This is a genomic window from Micromonospora sp. WMMD980 (genome assembly GCF_029626035.1).
Classification (GTDB): Bacteria; Actinomycetota; Actinomycetes; order Mycobacteriales; family Micromonosporaceae; genus Micromonospora.
On sequence record NZ_JARUBE010000003.1, the window covers coordinates 4,104,711 to 4,127,901 of the forward strand.

21 protein-coding genes are annotated in these 23,191 nt (G+C 73.8%); 6 read left to right on the forward strand and 15 right to left on the reverse strand.

What is annotated here, in order from left to right; all coding sequences use genetic code 11:
• Window positions 1-53: 53 nt before the first annotated feature.
• The 5 genes from O7618_RS19215 to O7618_RS19235 form a co-directional block, all read right to left on the reverse strand.
• Window positions 54-3,605: an AAA family ATPase gene (locus O7618_RS19215; protein ID WP_278107492.1), complete on the reverse strand. Its 3,552-nt coding sequence runs from the start codon at window positions 3,603-3,605 to the stop codon at window positions 54-56.
• A gap of 103 nt (window positions 3,606-3,708) precedes the next feature.
• Entirely contained in the window at window positions 3,709-4,113 is a 405-nt protein-coding gene (locus tag O7618_RS19220) for a hypothetical protein (protein ID WP_278107493.1), read from the reverse strand.
• Window positions 4,110-4,370: a hypothetical protein gene (locus O7618_RS19225; RefSeq protein ID WP_278107494.1), complete on the reverse strand. Its 261-nt coding sequence runs from the start codon at window positions 4,368-4,370 to the stop codon at window positions 4,110-4,112. Before O7618_RS19225 ends, O7618_RS19220 begins: the two co-directional genes overlap by 4 nt.
• Before the next feature lie 13 nt (window positions 4,371-4,383).
• On the reverse strand, window positions 4,384-5,097 hold the full coding sequence (locus O7618_RS19230; protein ID WP_278107495.1) for a hypothetical protein: 714 nt from the start codon (window positions 5,095-5,097) through the stop codon (window positions 4,384-4,386).
• Between the two features lie 133 nt (window positions 5,098-5,230).
• Complete coding sequence (locus O7618_RS19235; RefSeq protein ID WP_278107496.1) at window positions 5,231-6,070, reverse strand: helix-turn-helix transcriptional regulator; 840 nt, start codon at window positions 6,068-6,070, stop codon at window positions 5,231-5,233.
• 99 nt (window positions 6,071-6,169) lie between these two features.
• Here O7618_RS19235 and O7618_RS19240 point away from each other — a divergent pair, with 99 nt between their 5' ends.
• Together O7618_RS19240 and O7618_RS19245 are read left to right on the forward strand one after the other, a co-directional pair.
• Complete coding sequence (locus tag O7618_RS19240) at window positions 6,170-6,937, forward strand: SDR family NAD(P)-dependent oxidoreductase (protein ID WP_278107497.1); 768 nt, start codon at window positions 6,170-6,172, stop codon at window positions 6,935-6,937.
• A gap of 143 nt (window positions 6,938-7,080) precedes the next feature.
• Window positions 7,081-7,647: a snapalysin family zinc-dependent metalloprotease gene (locus O7618_RS19245; RefSeq protein ID WP_278107498.1), complete on the forward strand. Its 567-nt coding sequence runs from the start codon at window positions 7,081-7,083 to the stop codon at window positions 7,645-7,647.
• Window positions 7,648-7,654: 7 nt separating this feature from the next.
• Here the strand turns inward: O7618_RS19245 and O7618_RS19250 are convergent, their stop codons facing one another.
• The 6 genes from O7618_RS19250 to O7618_RS19275 all read right to left on the reverse strand — a co-directional run bounded on the left by O7618_RS19250 (window position 7,655) and on the right by O7618_RS19275 (window position 14,523).
• Entirely contained in the window at window positions 7,655-8,575 is a 921-nt protein-coding gene (locus O7618_RS19250; RefSeq protein WP_278107499.1) for a hypothetical protein, read from the reverse strand.
• Window positions 8,572-9,921 carry a hypothetical protein gene (locus O7618_RS19255; RefSeq protein WP_278107500.1) on the reverse strand — a complete coding sequence of 450 codons (1,350 nt, stop codon included), beginning with the start codon at window positions 9,919-9,921 and terminating at the stop codon, window positions 8,572-8,574. The genes O7618_RS19250 and O7618_RS19255 overlap by 4 nt, the downstream gene beginning before the upstream one ends.
• On the reverse strand, window positions 9,918-10,226 hold the full coding sequence (locus O7618_RS19260; protein WP_278107501.1) for a DUF6403 family protein: 309 nt from the start codon (window positions 10,224-10,226) through the stop codon (window positions 9,918-9,920). Before O7618_RS19260 ends, O7618_RS19255 begins: the two co-directional genes overlap by 4 nt.
• 50 nt (window positions 10,227-10,276) lie before the next feature.
• Window positions 10,277-10,474 (reverse strand): hypothetical protein, encoded by a 198-nt coding sequence (locus O7618_RS19265; RefSeq protein ID WP_278107502.1) that lies wholly within the window; start codon window positions 10,472-10,474, stop codon window positions 10,277-10,279.
• Window positions 10,475-10,543: 69 nt separating this feature from the next.
• On the reverse strand, window positions 10,544-12,931 hold the full coding sequence (locus O7618_RS19270) for a pentapeptide repeat-containing protein (protein WP_278107503.1): 2,388 nt from the start codon (window positions 12,929-12,931) through the stop codon (window positions 10,544-10,546).
• On the reverse strand, window positions 12,928-14,523 hold the full coding sequence (locus O7618_RS19275; protein ID WP_278107504.1) for an NERD domain-containing protein: 1,596 nt from the start codon (window positions 14,521-14,523) through the stop codon (window positions 12,928-12,930). The genes O7618_RS19270 and O7618_RS19275 overlap by 4 nt, the downstream gene beginning before the upstream one ends.
• 253 nt (window positions 14,524-14,776) lie before the next feature.
• Between O7618_RS19275 and O7618_RS19280 the strand changes: the two genes are divergently transcribed.
• Complete coding sequence (locus O7618_RS19280) at window positions 14,777-16,234, forward strand: NYN domain-containing protein (protein WP_278107505.1); 1,458 nt, start codon at window positions 14,777-14,779, stop codon at window positions 16,232-16,234.
• 8 nt (window positions 16,235-16,242) lie between these two features.
• On the forward strand, window positions 16,243-16,992 hold the full coding sequence (locus tag O7618_RS19285) for a hypothetical protein (RefSeq protein ID WP_278107506.1): 750 nt from the start codon (window positions 16,243-16,245) through the stop codon (window positions 16,990-16,992).
• A 205-nt stretch (window positions 16,993-17,197) separates the two neighbouring features.
• Here O7618_RS19285 and O7618_RS19290 read toward each other — a convergent pair whose 3' ends face one another.
• On the reverse strand, window positions 17,198-18,460 hold the full coding sequence (locus tag O7618_RS19290) for an AAA family ATPase (RefSeq protein WP_278107508.1): 1,263 nt from the start codon (window positions 18,458-18,460) through the stop codon (window positions 17,198-17,200).
• Window positions 18,461-18,645: 185 nt separating this feature from the next.
• Between O7618_RS19290 and O7618_RS19295 the strand changes: the two genes are divergently transcribed.
• Both O7618_RS19295 and O7618_RS19300 read left to right on the forward strand, forming a co-directional pair.
• Window positions 18,646-20,859 carry a choice-of-anchor J domain-containing protein gene (locus O7618_RS19295; RefSeq protein WP_278107509.1) on the forward strand — a complete coding sequence of 738 codons (2,214 nt, stop codon included), beginning with the start codon at window positions 18,646-18,648 and terminating at the stop codon, window positions 20,857-20,859.
• Between the two features lie 99 nt (window positions 20,860-20,958).
• Window positions 20,959-21,504, forward strand: a complete 546-nt coding sequence (locus O7618_RS19300) for a flavoprotein (protein WP_278107510.1) — start codon at window positions 20,959-20,961, stop codon at window positions 21,502-21,504.
• Here the strand turns inward: O7618_RS19300 and O7618_RS19305 are convergent.
• From O7618_RS19305 to O7618_RS19315, 3 genes are read right to left on the reverse strand one after another with little or no spacing between them, the layout of a single operon-like run.
• Window positions 21,479-22,249, reverse strand: a complete 771-nt coding sequence (locus O7618_RS19305) for a DUF6082 family protein (RefSeq protein WP_278107511.1) — start codon at window positions 22,247-22,249, stop codon at window positions 21,479-21,481. The genes O7618_RS19300 and O7618_RS19305 overlap by 26 nt on opposite strands.
• Before the next feature lie 34 nt (window positions 22,250-22,283).
• Window positions 22,284-22,898, reverse strand: a complete 615-nt coding sequence (locus O7618_RS19310) for a DUF6879 family protein (protein ID WP_278107512.1) — start codon at window positions 22,896-22,898, stop codon at window positions 22,284-22,286.
• Window positions 22,891-23,160: a hypothetical protein gene (locus O7618_RS19315; protein WP_278107513.1), complete on the reverse strand. Its 270-nt coding sequence runs from the start codon at window positions 23,158-23,160 to the stop codon at window positions 22,891-22,893. Before O7618_RS19315 ends, O7618_RS19310 begins: the two co-directional genes overlap by 8 nt.
• Window positions 23,161-23,191: the final 31 nt, after the last annotated feature.

Sequence of the window (23,191 nt, forward strand, 5' to 3'; positions counted from 1 at the left end):
AATGCGCCCCTCCAGGCGCCGTTTTTTTCCAAGATCTCGGGTGGTGGCGGCGGTCAGAGGCGCCAGGGCACCGGCTCGGCCGGCAGGTAGCGGCAGGTGCCGCCCGTGGTGACCGACTCCCGCAGGTGCGCGGCGAGCGCCGGGTGCCGCTGCTCGACCCGCCGTAGCGTGTCCCGGATCCGGCCGGTCACCGCCTTGCGCGCCCGTTCGGCCTGGTCGCCCAAGCGGCGGGTGCGCCCGGCCAGCCCGGCGGCGGCACGTAGCTGGTCGAGCAGGGCGGCGCGTTCGGCGTCCAGGGCGGCCAGCCGTCGCTCGTCGTCGCGCAGCGCGGCCCGGTCGATCTCGTCGTCGAGCCGCCGCACGTGCTGCCGGTAGCGGGCCTTGGCCTCGTCGTCGAGCACCGGGTCGGCGCCGAGCCGGCGGGCGGCGACCAGCTCCGCGCCGGCCGCCGGGTCCAGCAGCTCGACCGCGGGCACGTCCACCCCGGGCCGGCTCAGCAGCAACCGCAGGTCGTGCAGGCCCTTCGCGTCGGGCAGGTGCACCACCACGCCGGCCCAGGCGAGCCGCCACACCGACCCGTCGAAGCAGAACTCCGGCCGGCCCGCGCCAATGCCCTCGCCGGAACCGTCGATCCCGTCCACACCCGGACCGCCCGCGACGCGATCCCCCGCCGCGCCCGCACCTCGATCGCCCGCCGAGCCGGACCGATCGCCCGTGGCCGCGCCGATCGCCAGGCCAGACCACCCACTGACGCCGGGACCACCGGCCGGGCCGGACCGAACGCCCACGCCCGGAGCGACCGTCACGGCCGCCCCGACCGGCGAAGCCGGCGCGGGGAAGCCGACCACCACCGCGCCGGACGTGTCCTCACCGGAGGCAGCCACCACGCGATTCCGCCCGGCCCGCCAGTCGGTGCCGTCGTGGCCCGCGGCGCCTGCCGTCCGGGCGGAAGTGGCGGGCGACCCGGCCGCACCCAGCCGCTCGACCACGTGCGTCATGCCCAGCTCGCGCGCCTCGGCCTCCGTCTCGACCCGCACCCGGGCCGCCTCGGCCGCGTCACCCGGACCGCCGCGCCCGAGCAGCGCGGTCACCAGCCCGACCCGGCCGAGCACCGACCAGGGACGGGCGCCGAGGCGGTCGGCGGCGTCCCGGGCCGCCGCGTAGCCGGCGACCGCGGCGTCCCACCTCCGCTCCGCGGCGTCCACCCCGGCCAGCCAGAGGTCGACCGGGCCGCCGATGTCGCAGCCGAACAGCGCGACCAACCACCGCCCCCGGTGCGGGGCCAGGGCCGCCCGCGCCTCGGCGCAGCGGCGGGGGTCGCCGCTCGCGGCCGCCGCCTGGGCCCGCGACCGCAGCCACAGCGTCGACACCGGTCGGGGGTACGCGGTGCCCGCGGCCTCGATCGCGCCGGTGAGCCGCACCAGGGTCGCCGTGTCGCCGCGCTCGGCGGCGGTGATCGCGCGCAACAGCTCCACCTGCGGATGACTGGCCACGCCGGGCTGGTCGAGCAGCGCCTCGGCCGCAGCGAGGCGGCCGCGCAGCAGCAACAGGGACCAGCGCAGGTGGTGCGCCATGAAGGCGTGGTCCGAGTGCTCCCACTCGCCGAAGCGCGCCATCTCGGCGTAGCACGCCTCGGCGGCGGCGAAGTCACCCCGGAAGGCGGCGATGATGCCGCTGTCGACGGCCGCCGCCATCCGGTGCCGGGCCACGTCGCCCGCCCGGCAGCCGTCGACGAACGCCGCCAGCTCCTGCCGGTAGGCCGGGTCGCCCAGCTCCAGCAACGCCACCCAGCGCAGCGAGGTGGCCCACAGCTCGGTGTCGCGGTCGCCGCCGCGCCGGGCCACCTCACGGATCTCCGCGGTGACCACGGCCCGCTCCCGCGCGGTGCCGAGCCCCCAGGTGGTGTCGTGGCGGGCCCACAGGCTGAAGGTGAGCGCCTCGTCGTCGCGGCCGTGCCGGGCCAGCGTCTCGGTGGCGGTGATCAGGTCGGTGACCAGGGCACGCGTCGACCGCTCCGGGTCGGGCGGGCCGATCAAGCGCGCGTACGCCTCCCGGACCAGCGCGTCGGCGTCGAGGCGGCGGCGGGTCACCGAGTGCTGGCTGCGGGCGGTGAGCGCCACCCGGGCCAGCACGGCCGGCTCGGCCAGCCCACGGGCGAGCGCGGCGGCGTCGACCAGCAACTGTTCGGCCTCGCCCGGGGTGCCGGCGTGGTGCAGCAGCCCGGCCAGCTCCAGCAGCAGCCGGACCCGGCGGGTCGGCTCGTCGGTCAGGCGCAGCGCCCGCCGGAAGTGCCGCACCGACTCCTCCACCGCCAGCCGCCCACCGGCGTCCCGCGCGGCGGCCACCAGGAGGTCACCGGCGCGTACCGGATCGAGGTCGGCACCGGCGAGCCAGGCGTGCCGGGCCAGGTCGGCCGGGATGAGCCGGTCGGCGAGCGCGTCGGAGCGGTCGACGGCCCGCACCACGGCGGCGTGCCGGGCGCGGCGTTCGCCCTCCGGCAGCCCGTCGTAGAGCGTCTCGCGAACCAGGTCGTGCACGAAGCCGAAGCGGCCGCCGCCCCGCGCCAGCACCAGCCGGGCGGCGGCGGCCCGGTCGAGCAGCCGGTCGACCTGCGCGGCCGGGCCGGGCAGGCAGGCGGCCAGCGTCTGCCGGTGGAACTCCCGGCCGAGCACGGCGGCGACGGTCAACGCCTCGACCACCGGGGCGGGCAGTTGGTCGAGCCGGCGGCGCACCGCCTCCCGCACGCCGGGGGCGATGGTGTCGGCGAGCCCGTCGGTCTGCCAGAGCCGGGCGGTCTGCTCGACGAAGAACGGGTTGCCGCCGGTGCGCCGGTGGACCTCGTCGACGAGGCCCGCGCCGGGCTCGCGGCCCGCGGTGCGACTGATCAGGGCCGCCACCTCGTCGCGGCCCAGGCCGGTCAGCGTCACCGTGGTGGCCTTGGCGGTCAACGGCAGCAGCAGCGGCCGCAGCCGGTGGTCGCCGGCCTCGACCTCGGCGTCCCGGTAGGTGCCGATCAGCAGCAGCCGCTCGAACCAGGTGTGCTGGGTGGCAAACTGGAGCAACCGCAGCGACGCCGGATCGGCCCAGTGCAGGTCGTCGAGGATCACCACGACCGGCCGGTGCTGGGCGACCGCGACCAGCGCGCTGGTCACCGCGTCGTGCCGGGCGAACTCGGCCCGCCCGCCGTCGTCACCCGGCTCGACCGGATCGTCACCGCCGGATCCGCGCTCACCGTCCGCGGCGCGCTCGCCGACCGTGGCGCCCTCGGCGGCGCGCTCGCCGAGCAGGGCGGCCAGCCCGGCATCGGCGGCCTCCCGGGCCGGTGCCGGGTCGCCGGTGGCCAGGGCCAGCCGGCGCAGCACCTGCACCCAGGGCCAGTAGTCGGGAGCGGTGTCGGAATCCCAGCAGGCAGCGCCGAGCACCAGCGCCCCGCGCCGACGGGCCTCGTCGGCGGCGGCCGAGACCAGGGTGGTCTTGCCGATGCCCGGCTCGCCCGTGACCAGGACCAGGCCACCGTGGCTGTCGGCCACCCGCGTCACCTCGGCGCGCAGCAACCCGGCCGGGTGCTCCCGCCCGATGATCTCCTCGCCGAATCGCGGCTCCATGACCTCCCGACGCTAGTCGACACCTCCGACAGGCAGCAGCGCCATTTCTGCCGCCGGGGGTGCCGGCCTGGTCGGGGTCCGGGGGCGCGGCGGCGACCCGCGCTCAGCGGGCGTCGGTGACCACGTGTGAGCAGGCCGGGCAGGCCGCCGGCCCCTGCTCGGCGAACCACCGGCAGGTGCGCCGGATCGCGCACTTCGGCAACGTCTCCTCGGCCGGCGGAGCGGTGTCGGCGTACGAGCCGGCCATCCGGGCGCCCAGCCCGCAGTGCGAGCCGGTCCAGAAACCGCAGGACGAGGTGACGCAGGGGCCGGCGAGGCGGACGTGCGACTCGATCGGCCCGCCGGATTCGTCGACCGTGGCGAGCGCCACCTCGGCCGGAACGGCCGGAGTCACGTAGGCCACCCGGCCCGCCGGAGTGATCATGCCGAGGAACACGGTGGCGTTGGACGCCGGGGTGCTCGGGCACATCCGCTCCGGCGGGCCGGCGGATCGGGCGGCGTCGGTCACCGCTGGATCCAGAACCCGATGTCGTTGATCTTCTGGCCGAGGTCCTGCGCCGACTGGCCGTCGAGCACCCAGAGCCCGTACCACTCCGGACGCAGCCGGATGTTGCCGTGCCCGAGGGTGAGCGGGTTGGTGAGCTTGGCGTCGGCGGTACGCAGCGCCGCCAGGCCGGCCTTCTGGATCTCGCCGGCGATCAGGGTCTGTTGGTCGGCTGTCAGGTCGACACCGTCGACCACGAAGCGGAACTCGTTGCGGGCCATGTGCTACCTCCGGTCACTCGTACGATTCGGTGCCCAGCCCGCGACGCAGGCTGATCCGGGTGAAGGCCGCCCAGCCGAGGTGCGAGGCGGCGTCGGTGGGCGCTCCGGCGCGGGCGAGGACCCGAGCGGCGCTCTCCGGCCAGCGCCCGGCGGTGGCCGCCGGGTCGCCCCACAGCTCGCGGCAGGCGGCTACCGCGAACGCGACCTGCTCCGGCGCGCCGGTGAAGCCGGCGGGTCCGTCGCCGACCCGGACCGTGCCGTCCGGCCGGGCCCGCACGCTCGGGAAGTGGTGGTGCAGGCTGGCCAGGGTGGCCAGGTGCGTGGCGTCGCGCCGGGCGGCGGCGAAGCCGGCGTGCAGCTCGTCGGCGCGGCGGTAGCGGATGGCGTGCAGCACCAGCGCGTCGCCGGCCGGTTCGATCCGGGCGACCAGGTGCGCGGGCGCGCTCCACGCGGGGGGCGAGTTCGCCGACCAGAACGCCAGCCAGGCGGTGAGCCGGGCGTGGAAGTCGGCCTGGATCCCGACCGGCCGGGCGGCGCCGTCGGGTGTGCGCAGCGCGGCGGTGGCGACCCGGTCCCGGGCCGCCGTCGGCGTTCCGGTACGGGCCGGAGCCGCCGCCGCGGTGCCGGTGGTGCTGGCGACGGCCAGGCCGGTCAGGGTGACCGCCGAGGCCGCCGCCGCGCCGGCGAGGAGTCGCCGACGGTCGAGCGGGTGTCCGTTGTCGTTCATCGTCGGCCCTTCGTCGACGGCAGTGCATCGACGCTACCGACCGGAAGGGATCAGGAGAACACCGTGCGTGACGGGAGGTTGACAGCAAAGCCGGGGATTCCCAGCGGCGTGAATGACCGTTCCTGTGCCGGGTTCACGCCGGGAAGCGCTCGTGCCCGAGCACGGCGAGCAACCGCAGCTTCTCCGCGCCCTCGCTGCGCGGCGGCGCGGTGAGCACGAGCAGCGCCTGCGACTGGTCCTCGGTGAACAGCACCTGGCAGTCCAGCTCGATCGGGCCGAGTTCGGGGTGGATCAGCGTCTTCTGGTCGGCGAACCGCTGCGCCACCTCGTGCCGGTCCCACAACCCGGCGAACTCGGCGCTGGCCGCGCGCAACGCCCGGACCAGCTCGCCGGCGCGCGACCGCGGCCCCATCGACCCGTACGCGGCGCGCAGGTTGGCGACCTGGGCGCGGCTCTGCCGGTCGTGGTCCTCGGCCGGGTAGCGCCACCGCTCCCCCGGCTCGGTGAACCACCGGTAGACCTCGCTGCGGGCCAGCCCGGTGTGTTGCGACCGGTCGCCGAGCAGTGCGGCGGAGAGCCGGTTCTGCACCAGCGTCTCCCCCAGGTTCGACAGGATCAACGCCGGCGTGTCGGCCAGCCGGTCCAGCACCCGCAGCAGCGCCGGCGCGACGTGGGTGGCGGTGCCGACCGCCTCGGGCGGGCTGTTACCGGCCACCCGGAACAGGTAGTCGCGTTCGTCGCCGGTCAACCGCAGCGCCCGGGCCAGCCCGGCGAGCAGGTTCGGGCTCGGTTGCGGCCCGCGCCGCTGCTCCAGCCGGGTGTAGTAGTCGGTGGACATGGCGGCGAGCGCGGCGACCTCCTCCCGGCGCAGGCCGGGCGCCCGGCGTCGGGCTCCCTCCGGCAGCCCGACGTCGCCGGGGCGCAGCGCCTCGCGGCGGCGGCGGAGGAAGTCGGCAAGGGCGGCACGATCCATTATCCGAGTATCCGCCGGGCGGCGGCGCGAACCAGGGATCGGCGATCCCCCGATGACTGATCTCTGCACCGGGCCGGACCGACGGACCATGCTGGGGGCATGGACATCTCCGGAAACACGATCTTCATTCCGGGCGCCACCAGCGGGATCGGCCTGGCGCTGGCGCTCGCCCTGTGGGACCGGGGCAACACGGTGATCGTCGGCGGCCGGCGCACCGAGCTGCTCGACGAGATCGCCGCGGCCCACCCCGACCTGGACACCGTACCCGTCGACACCACCGACCCGGCGAGCATCGCGACGGCGGCGGAGGCGGTGCTGGCCCGACACCCGGACCTCAACGTCCTGGTCGCGATGGCCGGCGTGATGCGGGTCGAGGACTGGCGCTCGCCCCAGACGTTCCTCGCCTCGGCGGAGGAGGTGGTGACCACGAACGTGCTCGGTCCGATCCGGCTGATCGGCGCGTTCGTCGAGCACCTGACGAAGCGGGGGGACGCCACCATCGTCACCGTCTCGTCCGGCCTGGCGTTCGTGCCGCTGCGCGTCACGCCGAGCTACAACGCCTCGAAGGCCGCGATCCACATGCTCAGCGAGTCGATCCGGCTCCAGCTCGCCGAAACCGGCGTACGGGTGGTGGAGCTGGTGCCGCCGGCGGTGCGCACCGGGCTGCTGCCCGGGCAGGAGACCAGCGAGTTCGCCATGCCGTTGGACGAGTTCGTGGCCGAGGTGGTGACGCTGCTGGAGACCCGGCCGGACGCCACCGAGATCCAGGTCGAGCGGGTGAGGTTCCTCCGGCACGCCGAGGCGCGCGGCGACTACGACCAGGTGGTCGCCACGTTGAACGCGGCCGACCCGCACGCCGCCACCTGAGCCGGGCGTTAAGAGGGGGCCCCTCCTCTACCGCAGGCGTTAAGCGGGGGCCCTTCCTTCTCCCCAGACCTTGATATCGATAGATTCCTATCTATACGCTGTCGGCGTTCCCGCACACCCCCCATCCCCCAGGAGTGTGAACCATGCGCAAGCCGAAGCTGTCCCGGATCCTCGCCACCCTCGCGGCCGTGACGCTGTCGGCGCTGGGCGCGGTCGCCGTCAACCCGGCACCGGCCTCCGCCGCGGTCCGCAACGTCTGCTACAACACCAGCCAGGCCGGCCCGTTCGCCAGCTACGCGGTGCAGGCGGCGTCGATCTGGAACAACTACACCAACAACATCAACATGGCCCAGTGCGGGTCGAACCTGATGATCTACTACACCTACGGCGGCGGGTCCTACGCCCAGCGGACCAGCCTCGGCAACGGCCGCGTGGTCATCGACTACTACCAGGCCCAGCAGTACTCGCCGCTGCGCATCATGACGCACGAGATCGGCCACATCCTCGGCCTGCCGGACAACTACAACGGCAACTGCGCCATCCTGATGTCCGGCGGCAGCGCCGGCACCAGCTGCACCAACCCGTACCCCAGCTCGGCCGAGGCCGCCCGGGTCGACTCGCTGTTCGGCTTCGCCGCCCGCAGCGCGACGCCCGCCCAGGTCTTCAGCGGCAGCTGGCCGGCCGCCACGGTGGTCGGCGCCGGTCGCTGACGGCGCCTCACCGACGGGGTCGGCGGGTCACCGCCGGCCCCGTCCGCGCGTCCGGACCGTCGGCCAGGTCCGCCGCCCGGCGGCTCAGCTCCTCGACCCGCTCGCGCAGCCGACCCACGGAACCCCCGGCGTCCACACCGGACACCTCGTCGAGCAGCCCGACGTAGTCGGCGGCCAACCGCCGGGAGGCCGGACCGCCGGTGGCGTCCAGGTCGATGATCTGCTGGGCCAGCACGGCGGTGGCGGCGCCCAGCGCGGCCCGCTCGTCGGCCCGCGCGTCCCGCCCGGCCCGCCGCGCGTCGGCCAGCCGGCCGGCCCGTCGGCCGCCCCACCAGAGCACCGCCGCGCCGGCCACCACGCCGCCCACCGCGCCGCCGGCCAGCAGGTAGCGGGGCAGCGACGGGCTGATGGTCCGGCCGCCGTCGGGCACCAGGCCGGTGCGGACCAGCCTGTCGTAGTTGAGCACGATCACCTTCAGCGCCTCGACCGGCCGGTCCACGAACGCGTCCGCGCCCTGGCCGATCACGGTCTCCACGACCATCGACCGGCCGATGTCGCGCGGGCTGTCGCCGCCGAGACGGGAGCAGCCGTACGTGTCCCAGTCGTCGCCGTCGCGGCTCATCGCCAGCACCAGCGTCCCCTGCGTGGCGCGCTCGGTGTCGGCGCAGGCCCCGGGCAGGTCGGCGCCCGGCTCCATCATCAACACCACCAACCGCCGATTGCCGACGACCCGTTCGGCGGCGGCCCGGTCCAGGTCGACGCCGGGTGCCGCGTAGACCGACGAGGCGCGCACCTGCCGGGCCGCCGGCCCGTCGAACAGGCCGCCGGACCACAGCGCCCAGCCGGCCAGCGCCAGGCAGGCCAGCACCGCCCGGCCGAACGCGGTGCCGACCAGCCGGCCGAGCACCCGGCGCGGGGCGCCGGTCACGACAGCCTCCCCTGCAGGTAGACGTCCGGCCGGTAGCCGGGCATCCGCACCTCCCGGGCCACGCCGTCCAGCTCGGCCTCCGCGTCGGCCAGCAGCCCGCGTACGTGCTTGTCGGGCAGCCCGTCGTCGAGCGCGTACCGGGCCGAGCGCAGCCGGCCGATGCCCCGCACCAGCGCCGGGTCGCTGCGCGCGTCGGTCAACAGGGACAGCTCCACGGCCAGCGCGGAGAGCCCGGCCAGCCGCGCCGGCGCGCCACCCGGCCCGAGGTCGCCCGGCCGGCGCCGACCGGCGCGCACGGTACGGATCGACAGCGCCACGAAGCCGGCCACGCAGCCGGCGAAGAGCCACGGCAGCGCCGGCAGCGCCACCCGCAACGGGTCGAACGGCCGGTAGGGCAGCGGCCTGTCGAACAGCCCCGCGTAACGCACGTCGGTGACCCGGGCCAGGTACGCGCCGAGCACGTTGAGCTGCGGATAGGAGTAGCGGCTGAGCCGGCTGCCGTACTGCGCGTAGAAGCTGGCGCCGGCCACCTCGGCGAAGTCCGCCGCACCCGGACCGTGGTACTCGATCCAGCCGCCGTACATCACCACCAGAGGTCGGTCCGGGGCGAGCCGGTGCAGCGCCGGCCCGTACGCCGGCAGCGGCGTCCCGTACGGCTGGGCCGGGAGCACGACGAACCAGGCCCCGCCCGGGAATGCCTCCTTCGCGGTCTGCTCCGGGAGCCGGGGCAGTGTCGCGCCGGGAGCGACCCACCGGCCGGTCGCCCGCAGCGCGGCGGTAACCGGGGCCAGCTCGCCGGCGGTCGGCTCCCGCCAGCGCAGGTCGTCGCGGTCCGGCGGGGCGGGCTGCTCGCGCAGCGCGGCGAGCAGCGTGAGCACCTGGTCGGTGACGTCGTCGGTGGCGAACTGGGCCCGCCAGCCCGGCAGGTCGTCCGGCGTGGCCGCCAGCACGCCGCCGCTGACCTCGGTGCCGACGATCCGGATCTCGGCGTTCTCCACGTCCTTCACCCGCCGGCGTTCCGCCTCGTCCAGCCCCGGCGGCGCGACCAGGATCCGGGTGCCGCCGGGGCCGGCGGCGGCCCGCACCCGCCCTTCGTCCCAGCGGGCGACCGCGCCGGGCAGGCGGACCACCGGCTCGGCCGCGACCAGCGCGGTCATCTCCTCGACCGAGGGCACCGACGCGTCGCTCAGCTCACCGGCGGAGCCCTCGGCGGGCAGCGACGCCGACGACGGCGACCGCCCGTAGCTGACCTCGACGCTCTGCCGCTGCGCGACCAGGAACACCGCGAGCACGGCCGCCGCGACGGCCAGCAGGGACCAGCGCAGCAGTTCCCGGCGTACCCTCACGCGCCGGCCCGCCACAGCTCGTCGGCGCGGCGGGCGTGCCCGGCGGCCTCCCGGGCCGCGTCCGCGCCGCCGCCGGGCGCGGCGGCGAGCAGTTCGGCGCGGGCCAGCAGCCGCTCCGCCTCGGGCACCGGCGTGGTCGACGCGTCCCGGCTGACGGTGGCGTCGTGGATCGCCGCCCGCGCCGACGACCAGGCGACCTTCCGGCGGTCGGCGCGGGCGCGCCGCCGGGGCAGCAGCGCGGCCAGGAAACCGGCCGCCACCGCCACCACGGCCCCGCCCAGCCAGGGCAGCACGCTCACGGTCATGATCCCTGTCTAACGCACCGCCGCCAGCCGCGCGCGGCGAGGGCCGGCGCCTACGACGACGACGAGTAGCCCTCCTCGAAGCCGTCCATGAACGCGCCGGCCACCCCGGAGACGACACACCCGGCGCAGCAGAGGATCACCAGGATCGCCGGCACCACGACCCACAGCACCGTCACCCACCGGCCGGTGTCCTGGTGCGGCTGCGCGGGGTACGACGGCTGGTGCTGGTACGGGTCGTGTGAATACATCCGGCCATCCTGCCCACCGCCCGCCACCGCCGGAAGATCCGTTCGGACCGCGCGGCCGGACCTGAGGTGTCAGTCCCTGGCCGCGGTGGCGTTCTCCTGCACCACGTGCGCGCACCCGTCGACCCGGCAGGTGTCCTCCAGCAGCGACCGGATGGCCGGCGTCACCCGCAGGTTCTGGGCGAAGCCCACCATGTCCGCGTAGAGCTGGCTGTGCGTGCGCTCGTACCGGCGGCGCTTCGGGATGGCGGTGAGGAAACCGGCCCGCACCGCGCCGGTGAGCACCGAGCCCGGGTCGACGACGCGGCGCCCCGACAGCAGCCCCTTCTCGTCGAGCGAGTCCCGTCGGTAGTGCCCGTCGGGTCGGACGAACTTCAGGAACAGGAAGCGCAGTTGCAGGGCGGTCGGGCAGGGCCCGACGAAGGGTCGTTCCCGGCGGCCGTCCACGCCCAGCAGGCGGACGAAGTCGGCCACGTCCTCGATCGCCGGCCGGTCGTCGATCTCGGCCGAGACGAACCCGGTGAGCTGCCCGAAGTCGGCCTCGGCGAGCGTCGGCAGGCAGGCGTCGAAGCGGGTGCCGTGCAACGTGGCGTCGGACAGGTCGCACCCGGTCATGTCGCAGTGCTGGAACCGGGTCGACTCCAGGTTCGCGCCCCGGAAGCTGACCCCGACCAGCGACAGGTCGGCGAACGTCAGGCCGGACAGGTTCTGCCGCTCCAGCGGCGCGTGCGGCAGCAGCCGGTCGCAGTCGGGCAGCCCGAGCAGCACCTGGAGCATGTTGCGGAACGCGGTGGGCGTGACGGTCGCGCTGGCCAGCCGGTTCAGCAACTCCTCACCGGCGGCGAGTTCCCGGATCCGGGCGCAGAGCACCCGGATGGCGAACGAGTCCGGCGGGAAGGGCCGGCAGTCCAGCAACTGCGCGAACCGCACCGGGTTGACCGCGAAGTAGCGGGCGGCCCGGATGCCGATCTGGTGCTCGAAGATGACGTCCTGGGCGAAGCGGACCCGCTGGCGTTCCGAGGCGGCGCGGAACACCGGCAGCCGGCAGATCGCGTCGGTGCACCGCTCGCGCTCGGCGTCGGAGAGGTCGTGCGGGAGCACGAACTCGGCGAGTTCCCCGATGTCGTGCACGGGCACGCCGCGGTTGTCGTTCTCCAGCTCGGCCACGGCGACGTCGCTGATGATGTCCAGCAGGTCCAGCCGGGTGACCATGCTCTCCTGCAACTGCTCCTTCTTGTACTCCCGGTCCATGATCGCGTCCACCGCGTCGTCGACCAGGTTCATCTCCGAGTAGTCGTCGGGGATGCCGTCGGTCTGGCCGAGCGCGACCCGTTCGGCCAGCAGCTCCGCGTAGTAGGGCGTGCCACAGAGGCGCATCAGTTGCGGCTTCGCGTCCAGGATGTCGAGCAGTCGTCGGTCGTCGTCCTGGAGCCGGATCCGGGCGAACGTCCGGATCGACTGCGGCTGCCAGGGCAGCAGCCGGAACTCCTCGACGTACTCGTGCGCCACCGCCAGGAAGTCCCGCAGCGCCTGGTTGGAGCTGAGCAGCGAATCCCGCACGCAGAGCAGGATGCGCGGGGTGGTCGGATTGTCCGGCCGGGCCACGATCTCGCGGATGTACTCGAAGAAGTCCGGGTCCTGGGCGATGACCTCGTCCAGCCCGTCCAGCAGCCAGCTCGCGAACCCCCGGGTGAGCATCCACTGGAAGGTGGGCTGCTTGACCGGGCGGGCCACCTCGGTCTGCAACAGCGCGTCGACCATCGGGCCCAGCGCCGGCGCGCTGGCCAGCGCCGCGTAGTCCGGCAGCAGCGGCAGCGGCCGGTAGGCCCGCCGGAGTTGCTTCTTCGCCTTCTGGAAGTTGGCGTAGAGCGTCGCGAACAGGGACTGGAACAGGACGCTCTTGCCGAACCCGGCGGGCGCGGTGACCAACACGATCGGCCGATCCCAGCCGCGTTCGGCGTCGAACCGGTGGGCCAGCTCGGCCAGCAGGTCGGTGCCGACCTGCCCGGTGCCGACCGCCTGGAACGGCTGCGGGGTACGCCCGCGGGCGGCGGCCTCCCCGTCGCGACTGAGCTGCTGCGCGGCGGTGCCGGCCATCGCCGAGGTCGGCGAGTCGTCCCACTTGAACCGGGCGTCGAAGAACTGGATCGGGACCCGGATGTCGACGTTGAACTCGTGCTTGGCGAGCCGGCGGAAATCCGTGGACAGGCCCTGGGTGGACTCGACCAGCAGGAACTTCGCCCCCGGCGTACGAGCCTCCTCGCCGAAGCGTTGCAGCAGGCTCGCCTCGCGCCGGTGCAGGTCGTCGGCGTCCGGGACGGTCGGGCACCAGACCGTCATGTGCTCGCTGTTGTCCGCGTACGCGGCCCGCCGGGCCCGGATGACCTCGCTGCGGCTCTCCCCGGGAACCGACCACCCCTCCGACTCCAGGAACGTCACGGCCTCCTCGTAGAGCGTCATCGCGCATCCTCCATCAGGAATCGAACGGGCTCCCACCGGTCCGGGCGGCCGACGACGTGCAGGTAGGCGCAGGCCCGGCTGACCGCGATGTAGCTGGTCGTCCAGTCCTCGTCGCCGTCGTCGGCGTACACCACGGCCGGCGCCTCGCACCCGTGGAACTGGCGTACGGTGCAGACCGCCAGCCCGTCGCCGCGCAGCCCGCCGCTGGTCCGCACGCCGTGCTCGGCGAGCAGCCGCCGGATGGCGGCGTGGTGGGTGCGGGTGGCGGTCACCAGCACCGCCTGCGTCGCCGGCAGGTCCTTCAGCACCTCCAGCACCGCGTCGACGCAGGTCGCCACGATGTCGGTGGCGCCGTCGGCCAGGCGGGGCCGGCGGCCGGCCGGCCCCTCGACCGGGCCGTGCAGCATCCCGGCCACCCGCGCCACCAGCTTGGCGATGGGCAGCGTGTTACGGCAGTTCTCGGTCAGCCAGAACTCGTTGAAGCCGCCGCCGGGACGCCAACTGCCGGTCCGGTCCCGCTGGTAGGGGTCGGCGAACAGCACCACCGAGCCGTCGGGCCGGACCAGGTCGCGCAGCGCGACCAGCAGGTCCTCGTCGTGGCTCTGCGCCTCGTCCACGATGAGGCAGTCCAGCGGCCGGCCGTACGCCTCGACGAGGCTCAGCACCGTGGCCCACAGCGGCTCGCCCTCGTAGCCGCCGAGCCGCTCCGCGCCGAACAGGTCGCACAGCACGTCCTCCGGGTCACCGGAGCTGACTCCGGGCACCCGCAGCTGTCGCCGGATCTCCAGGCGCAGGTCGCGCTGCTGGCCGATCACCGCCACCCGCAGCCCCCGGGCGGCCAGTTCCCGGGCCCGTTCCTGGGCCAGCAGCGTCTTGCCGGTCCCGGCCGCGCCGAGCACCAGCGACGCCTGCCTGCCGGAGGTGGCGGCCAGCACCTCCAACTGCCGGTCGGTGAGCTGGATCTGACGGCGGGTCCGACGGTCCAGGTCGTCGGCGGCGAGGTCGACGTCGTACTTGAGGGTGCGCGCGACCACGGCGGTCGGCGCCAGCGCGGCGAGCGCCAGGTCGAAGTCGGCCCGGCTGCTCCAGCCGCGTTGGTCCCAGTGGGCCATCACGCGCTCGACCAGGACCGGCGCGTGTTCCAGCGAGGCCGCGGTCAGCACTATCGTGTCCGGGGCGTTCGGGCCGAGGTTGCCCGACGGCCGCCCGTCGGTGAAGACGACGCAGTGCCCGGCCGGCACGTGCCGGATGCCGGTGCTGCGGCGCAGCCAGCCGGCCAGCGCGTACCGGTTGCGGACAGCCTGGTCGAACGGGTCGGTGAGCGGGACGTCGTCGCCGCGTCGGCGCGCGAACCACTGCCGGCCGGTCACCCGGTAGGCGCCGTCCTTCACCTCCATGATCAGCAGCCCGTGCCGGGGGTGGAGCAGGACGAAGTCGGCCTCGCCGATCCGCAGGCGCGGCTGGCCGACGTCGACGTACGACAGGTTGTGCAGCACGCACCACGAGTCGTTCAGCGCTCGGAGTCGTTCGAAGACGACCCGCTCGCCGCGTGTGGCGTTCGTTCGCGGGTGCTTCGGGTAGAAGCGCGCCACAATCGCCTCCGGGGTGGAGAACGAGCAGGGAACCCCATTGTCGGCGCGTCTCCGACCGGCCCTGCTCCACCGGAATTGCCGTCCTGGATGGACCTTCGGTCATCCTACGGTCACACGCCGCACACCGAAACGCTTCGACGGCGTCGCACAAGCGACGGAGATCGTGCCCGAACGGATGAAGCGGCAGAGGGCGGGCAGGGGGCCAGAATTCGGAAACGACGTACGGCTCGATCAGCTCGGGGAGGAGCCGCCGATGCCGGTCGGAAGCAAGGGTGTCCTGCTCGTCGACTGGGACAATCTCAGCAGCGCGGTCATCAAGCGTGGTCATCTGGCCGAGCGGGGCATCGTCGACGCGCTGTGGCGCGACGCGACCACGAGGTGCGGCGGCCACCTGCACTACAAGCACATGGCCGCGGTGCGGTTCGACGGCACCATCAGCACCGCCATGGCCGAGCACCTGATCGACGCCGACGTGGTGGTCAGCCTCAAGGAGCAGGCCGACATCCACCTGACCGTGCTGGCGATGGACTACCTGCACCAGGGCTGCGGCCACTTCGTCCTGGTCACCGGCGACCAGGACTTCATCCCGCTGATCCGCCGGCTGCTGCGCGACGGCTGCCAGGTGACAGTGGTCTACGGCGACCCGGACCGGCTCTCCCCCCAGTTCCGGGGCATCCTCACCCTGCCCGGGCTGGACTCGCTCTGCATCGACGACATCTACGCCCTGCGGAAGCTGCCGCCGTCCACCTGCCGCGACGTGATCGGCCTGCTCGAACTGCAACGCCGGGGCTTCATCCTGGGCGGCCGGGAGACCGGTGAGCGCACGGCGCTGCTGGCCGGCTGGCGGATCCTGGACAACGAGGACGAGAGCCGCTACTGGGCGCTCGTGGAATCCGTCGGACGCAAGGTCACCCGCACCGACGCGGCGGCCCGCGACAGGTCCGGGTTCTCGCCGCGCAGCATGACCCGCACCTACCTCGACATCGACCCGGAGCGGTTCACCGACCTCGTGGCCGTCGACTTCGTGCTGCGGCGGCTCGCCGCCCGGGCGAAGGGCTACACCCTCGCCCAGTTGCGCACCGGGCCGCTGCAGACCGACGACGGGCCCCGGCTGCACCGGGTGCTCGACGCGCTCACCGGCGTGGGGCTGGTGCGCAAGGGCGCCGACGACACCTACGCGGTGACCACGGAGGACCTGGCCCTGGGCTATCTGGAGCCGTTGTGGCGGGTGCACGCGGCGCTGGCCGTGGAGTGCTACCGGCGGCAGCGGCGCACCATCCCCTACCGGAACCTCACCGGGCTGCTCAACGCCAGCGGTGTCGGCCAGGGGCCGGACCGCCGGGCCGCCGGGCGGATCAACCAGGTCGTCCGGTACGCCGCCGCGGCCGGTGTGGTCGACGCCGTCGCGGTCGACGGCGAGCGCCACGCGATCGCCGTCGACTCGCCGCTGACCCGGACGATCGAGACCGCCTACCACGAGCTGTACCGCGAGTTCGCCGACCGCGCCCCGAGTCCGGTGCCGGAGAGCCAGGTCCTGGAGTTCATGACCGTGCGGGACCGGACCCGGGCCGAGCCGGTGTTCGGCTACGACTCCCGCGACCGGCACCGGATCCTGCGCGTGCTCGCCCAGTCCCGGGCGCTGACCTGGCGCGACGAGAAGGTCACCGTGCCCCGGACGCGCTGGGGCGACTCCGGCTCGTCGTCCGCCTAGGGGGGCCGGTGCTGCGCCGAACGGCGGCCCGCCTGCGCACCCTGCCCCGGCACGGGCTGACGATCGCGGGGGCACTCGCGGTGTGCGCCGCCGCCGCCGCGGTCGTGGTGGCCGTCGCCTGGCCCACCCCCCGGGCCGCCCCCGTCGTCGGCTCCTTCGCCGCCATCGCCTCCACCGTCGGGGCGCTGGCCGCGATCCACCTCTCCCGGCAGGCGCTGGCCCGCACCGACCGGCAGCTCGAGGAGTCCCGCCGGTCGCTGGTGCTGAGCCGCTACCCGCTGCTGCTGCCGGTGCACCAGGCGGTGGCGTTCCCGGACGGCGGCGGGATGGTGGCCCCGCATCCACCCGCCGAGGAGCGCTATGCGCTGGCCTCCGCGCCGGCGCCCGCGTACGCGTTCCTGGCGCTCACGAAGGACCGGCTGGTGATCCCGGTGGAGAACGTCGGCGCCGGGCCGGCGCTGCGGGTCAGCGGGACGCTGTGGTGCTCGGACGGCCGAAGCGGCCCGGTGACCGGCGTGCCGGCGCTCGCCGCCGGCCAGAGCGGCGTGCTGGCGGCCGTGCTGCGCGACGCCCGGCGGCCGGCTCCCGCGCAGGTGCGGGCGCTGGTGGCGGACGACGGCGGGCCGGCCGTGGCCTACCAGCTCGACCTCGACTACGTGGACGTCTTCGCGCATCCCCGCCGCACGAGCGCGCTGTTCGACCCGCGCGGGCGTGGCGCCTGGCACCACCTGCCGGGCGACGACCCCGGCGCGCGCTGAGCCCGGCCCGGCCGGAAAAGGGGAAAGCCCCAGCAGCGAGGCTGGGGCCGGGTATTGAGACGGCTCGGACCACGACTACATGTCAGCTCGTCGTCGCCAGCCACCATCTCCCCTATGAGCAAGGTTAGGGTCACCCTCCGCGAGCGTCAACTCGGTCACCCGGACGGGACCGGCCGCCGATCAGGTCACCGACGCCGCCCGCCGGTCAGGCCCGATGCGTGTCGAGGTGGGTGAGGACGGTCTGGTTGGCCTCCCAGCCGTCCGGGAACTTCACCGGCACGTCCAGGTGCACCCGCTCGGTCGACGGGTAGGCGTCGAGCAGCTCGCCGATGCCGGCCCGGGCCACCACCACGCAGGCGTGCCGGTGCCGCGACGCCAGCACGCACAGCCGCCCCGACTCCAGGTGGAAGGCGGTGGCGTCGCGCCGGCCGGAGAGCGGGTGCAGCACGATCGTCACGTCGTACTCCCGGCCCTGGAGCCGGTTGGCGGTGTCCACGGTGATGCCCGCCCCGGCCGCGCCCAGCCGGGAACGGATGGCCGCGACCTGGTCGCGGTGGGCGGCGCCGACGGCGATCCGGTCCGCGGTGACCGGCGCGCCGCCGGGCGCGGCCTCGCTGACCGCTACCGCGCCGCGCCGCAACACCCGCAGGGCCAGCTCCGCGCAGGCGGTGGCGGCCTCGGCGTCGGTACGCACGGTGTGCCGGGCGGGCAGCTCGTGCAACGCCCAACCGGTGGCGGCGGCCAGCTCGACCGAGGCGTCGTAGCCGTCGCCCGGGCCCAGCTCGGTGAACGTGAGCGCCCGGTCGGCCGGCCCGGTGCCGGCGCGGAACCCGGTGAACGGGTAGAACGCGGCGGAGACCACCGGGGCGGCGGAGGCGGGCAGCCGCCACGACACCGGCAGCCGGTGCACCGGCAGCTCCGGGTTGTGCCGCAGCAGCGTGGCCACCGCCGACTGCATCGGATCCCAGGTCAGGCCGGTCCAGCGGGCGGTCTCGACGGTGGAGAACGGGTCGAGCTGCCCGGGGTCGCCGACGAACAGCGCCCGCTCGAACCGCCCGGCCACGCGCAGCAGCGCGTCGGCGCGCATCTGGTACGCCTCGTCGACGATCGCCCACGGCCAGGTGCCCTCGGTGAGGGTGGCCAACTTGGCCGCCGTGGCGATGGTGACGGCCGGCCCGCCCAGGTCGGCGACCTTCGCGGCGACCCGGACCGTCGCGTGACCCGCGACCCGCTCGGTGGGCCGGTAGTCGGCCGCCGAGAGCCGGCCGATGCGCAGCTCGGGCGCCCTGCGGGCGAGCCGGTCGATCAGGTCGTCGACCTGCTCGTTGGTCTGCGCCACGATCATCAGCGGGTCACCGGTGGCGGCGATCTCCGCGCCGGCGCGGACGACGAGCGTGCTCTTGCCGGCGCCGGGCGGCGAGTCGACCACCACGCCCCGGTGGGCACCGGAGCGCACATCGCTCAGCACACTTTCGATGACGTGCAAGGCCGGGCCCCTTCTTAACGCATTCGGTATAGGCGGGGCCCCTTCTTAACACGTTCAACTGGTTGCCAAAGGCAACGGCGTGGCGTACGAACGACGGTGAATATCACTCCGGTGGATACGACGGTGACCCCGTCGGCCGGATTCCGCACACCCGACAAGGGGGGCCAATGGCACGCAGCCGGATCGCCGGTACCGCAGCCATCGCACTCGTCCTACCGTTCCTCGGCGTCCTGCCCGCCACCGCCGCGTCGGCCGCCCCGGCCACGGGGAAGGCCAAGCCGGTCGTCGACGACACCCGCGAGCTGACCCGCAAGGACTTCACGCTCGACGGCAAGCCGGTGAAGACCCCGGCCCGTTACCAGAAGCGCGCCCAGGCGCGGTCGAAGGCCGCCGCGGCCACCACGCCCCCGGTCGGCACCGTCCGGCAGTGGCTCGGCATGGACGACTTCCAGGGCACCTACTACCGCAAGGACTACACGCTGCGCGGCGTCGGCGACAACGTCGAGGTGTGGGTCGCCAACGACATCGCGTTCCCGGCCGACGACTGCCGCAACCAGATCCCGACGTCGACGCAGATCACCGACGCCCAGGTGCAGAGCTTCGTGCACGAGTTCGACACGAACATGTACCCGAAGGAGACGGTGGCGTTCAGCCGGCCGCCGGACCGCGACGGCAGCAACTCGCAGATCCCGCCGGACGCGCAGGGCAACGGCGGCGACTACTCCGGCGGCGGCAACAAGACGGTCACCCTGATCGACAACGTCCGGGACGACAACTTCTACGACTTCCCGGCCGCGCCCACCTACATCGCCGGCTTCTTCTCGGCGCAGCTCAACGAGCTGTTCGACCGCAACGTGATGACCGTCGACGCGTTCGACTGGCTGCACCGCACCGGCGCCAACCCGCCGGACGAGCCGACCGACGACCTGTGCACCAGCCGCCCGGCGCGCCCGTTCAGCTACGAGGGCACGTTCGCCCACGAGTGGCAGCACCTGGCGCACTACTACAGCGACCCGTTCGAGACCACCTGGATGAACGAGGGCCTGTCGGACTTCGCGCAGACCCTCACCGGGTACGTGGACACCAAGGCCACCGTCTTCGACCGGGGCGCGGACAGCCACCTCTACTGCCAGCAGGGCTTCGGCACGGTCAAGACGCCGTACAACGCGAACCCGCGGGACTGCGGCGGGCCGGAGAACTCGCTGAACCTGTGGGGCGAGAGCCCGAACCCGAACGCGGTGCTCGCCGACTACGGCAACGCGTACGCGTTCATCCAGTTCCTCTACGACCGGTACGGCAACGACATCGTGCACCGGCTGCACAACGACGCCGACCTGCAGGGGCTGGCCAGCCTGGACGCGGCGCTCAAGGCCGAGGGCGCGAAGAACATGTACCAGGTGATCCACGACTACCAGACCATGACGCTGGTCGACAAGATCGTCGGGGAGTCGCGCACCGGCATCATGCTCGGCGTACCGAAGAGTCGGGTGACCACGAAGAGCCTGCGCTCCACCGTCAACCTGGCGAACCCGGCCGCGTACGCCACGCCCGGCGCGGCGCCCAACGGCGCCGACTACGTCCCGCTGTCGAAGGCCGACGGGACCGTGCTGCGCGGCCGTGACCTGCGGTCGCTGTCGTTCCAGGGCGCGAAGACGCTGCCGGCGCTGCCGCTGGCCTGGACCGTGGTGACCGACGACCCGGACCGTCCCGGCAACCCGGTGCTGTTCTCCGGCAACGTCAACAACACCGACGCTGCGGCGGTCACCCCGGTGACCGTGCCGACCGCCGACCCGACGTTGCGCTTCGTCGCCAAGTACGGCGCGGAGCTGGGCTTCGACTACGGCTACGTGGTGGTCTCCACCGACGGTGGCGCCACCTACACGGCGGTCGCCGGCGACAAGACCATCGACGGTCCGCTCGGCCCGGCGCTCAACGGCACCACCGACGGGTTCGAGCCGCACAGCTTCGACCTGTCCGCGTACGCCGGGAAGAACATCCTGCTCGGCTTCCGCTACGTCAGTGACGGCGGCGTCAACGAGGGCGGCCTGCTCGTCGACGACGTCACGGTCGGTGGCACCACGGTCAGCGACGGCAGCAGCCTCGCCCCGTTCGACTCGCCCACCGAGATCAAGCCGATCGCCGTCGCCAACTGGAACGTGCGGCTCATCGGCCTGGACGAGAAGCACTCGCTGGCCTGGCAGTTCGAGTTCGACGGCAAGTCGAGCCTGACGCTCAACCGGCTCCAGCTCGCGCTGCTCGCGCTGTTCCCGAAGGTGGTCGCCGTGGTCGCCTACGACGAGCCCACCGAGCAGGTCCAGCAGTACGCCCCGTACACCCTGAAGGTCAACGGCGTGGTGCAGAAAGGCGGGGCCCCCTCTTAACGCCTCCGGTATAGGAAGGGCCCCCTATTAACAACCTGCCCCGCCCGAGCACCCGCAGACGGTGCTCGGGCGGGGCCGTTTGCGGGTAGAACTGGCGGCATGAGTGAAGCGCCGGTGCTGCACCTGGTCGTCTGCGCCGCTCCCCCGGCCCAGCGGGTCGGCGAACTCGCCGAGCTGCTCGCCGCCGACGGCTGGCGGGTCTGCCTGATCGCCACCCCGACCGCCGCGAGCTGGCTCGACCGCGACGCGCTCGCCGCGCAGACCGGTCATCCGGTACGCGCCGAGTGGCGCCGTCCCGGCGACCCCGAACCGCACCCGCCGGCCCACGCCGCCGCGGTCGTGCCGGCGACCTTCAACACGCTGAACAAGTGGGCGACCGGGGCGAGCGACACGCTGGCCCTGGGCGTCCTCAACGAGCTGCTCGGCACCGGCCTGCCGATCCACGTCTTTCCCCGGGTGAACGCCGCGCTGTCGGCGCATCCCGCCTACGCGCCGAACTTGAAGTTACTGCGGGACGCGGGCGTGGTGGTGCACGACGGGGACGTGCTGCGTGCGCCGGAGGAGATGACGCCGAGCCGCTGGGCAGCCGTGGTCGACGCGCTGCGCCCTGCCAGGCGGCCTACGACTGGTCCCGTCGAGTGGTAAGTCGCCGCGCCAGGTAGCCGCCGGCCAGAGCCAGGCCACCGCCGAGGAGTACACCCCGCGCGAGGTGCACGGCAGGACGGTTGGGCAACGGGTCGCCAGGTGCCGGGCGGGCAGCCGCCGCATCGGCTGCCGGACCCGCCGTGACAGCCATCTGATAGCGCCGGTCCATGACCAGCGTGAAGCGCCGGGCACGGCGCGACGTCTCGGCCTTCATCCGCGGGCCCCTCGCCTCCGCCCAGAAGCGTCGCCCGGCGGCGCCCTTGAAGAACTGGTCGGCCAGCACCTCGAGGTGGGGCTCGCTGAGCGTGTCCACCTCCCACATGAGCTGCCAGTGGGTCACGATCAGATTGCTGTAGACGTGCTTTCGGAACCAGCCCAGATCGGTCGACTCCTCGATCGGGCCCCAGCACTCCAACAGGTCGGGGTCGTCGATGGCCATCTTGAGCAGGTCGGTGTGCAGCGCCCGGAGGGCCTGCTCCCGAGCCGCCTTGGCCTCGCGCGCCTGCACGATCAGGGAGACGACCACCCCGATGAGCGCAAGGGCGGCGAGGATAGCGGAGGCAGCGCCGTATGCCTGGCCGACGTTGCCGAGCAGGGGCCAGTCGTAGCCGGGACGGTCACCGATCCAGAGCAGGCCGAGCGGGGTGAGGAGCACCGCGACGAGGACGGCCAGCACGGCGAGCAGGAGTGCGGTGGGCGTTGCCGACCGGCGAGCGAGGCTGGTGACCATCCGCAGTCCGGGCACGCCTGCCTCCAGGGTCGCTGGTGCCGGCAGGCTACTACAGGTGGGATGTGGAGGGCGTCCGGCCGTCGACCTCCCGATAGAAGAACGATTCGAACGGCTCAGCCTCGTCGAGCAACGCCAGAATCCGGGATCGGCAGCCCTCGACGACCCTGGGTTCGACGGCCTTCTCCGCACCGACCGGAAGCCCTGTCTCGTCGTAGCGGACGTCGTAGACGGCGCGGCTGCCGGCCACCATCAGCTCCGGTATCCGGCCGTGCGCCCGCTCCGTCTCCGACACCGCCCCGGCGTCGAGCACGCGGATCCGCTCCCCCGCCTCGGCGCGGAAGCGGAGGAAGTTCAGCTCCCAGATCAGGTACGGCGTGAGAGGAAGCTCCACGATCCGCAGGCGGTGCAGCCCGGAGCCCAGTGTGTCGAGACGGGCGAAGAACTGCACCAACTCGGGATTGGGCTGGGCGGCGATCCGCAACGCCTCGTCCCACCGGCCGGCGGCGAATGCCTCCCAGCTCGGGCTGCCCGGCTCGCGGAACGTCTGGAGCCGCTCGGTCTTGAGGATCGTCCCGTCCACGGTTTCCACCGTGGCGTAGAAGTCGGCCTCGTACTCGGGCAGGCTCATCCGTTGCGCGGAAGCCGCCCGCAGAACGTCACGCATCCGGGATGTCCGGCTTGGCGGCACGGATCATGCTGCGCGGGATCACGACCAGCCGCTCGTCCTGGCCGACGCTAACCCCGTCCGGCAGGCGCCCGTCGTACGCGTCCGTGAGGTCGCGGCCGATGACTGCCACGTCGCCGTTGGAGAGTTCCCAGATGTCGGGGCAGGTGGTGGTGCCGCCGCTCTCGCCCAACTCGGCGGCGGACCGCCCGAGCCGCCGGGCGAAGGTCGCCGCCGGTTCCGCTTCCCATCGACCAGCCATCGTCAACTCCTCGGAGTAACGGGTCGAGCAC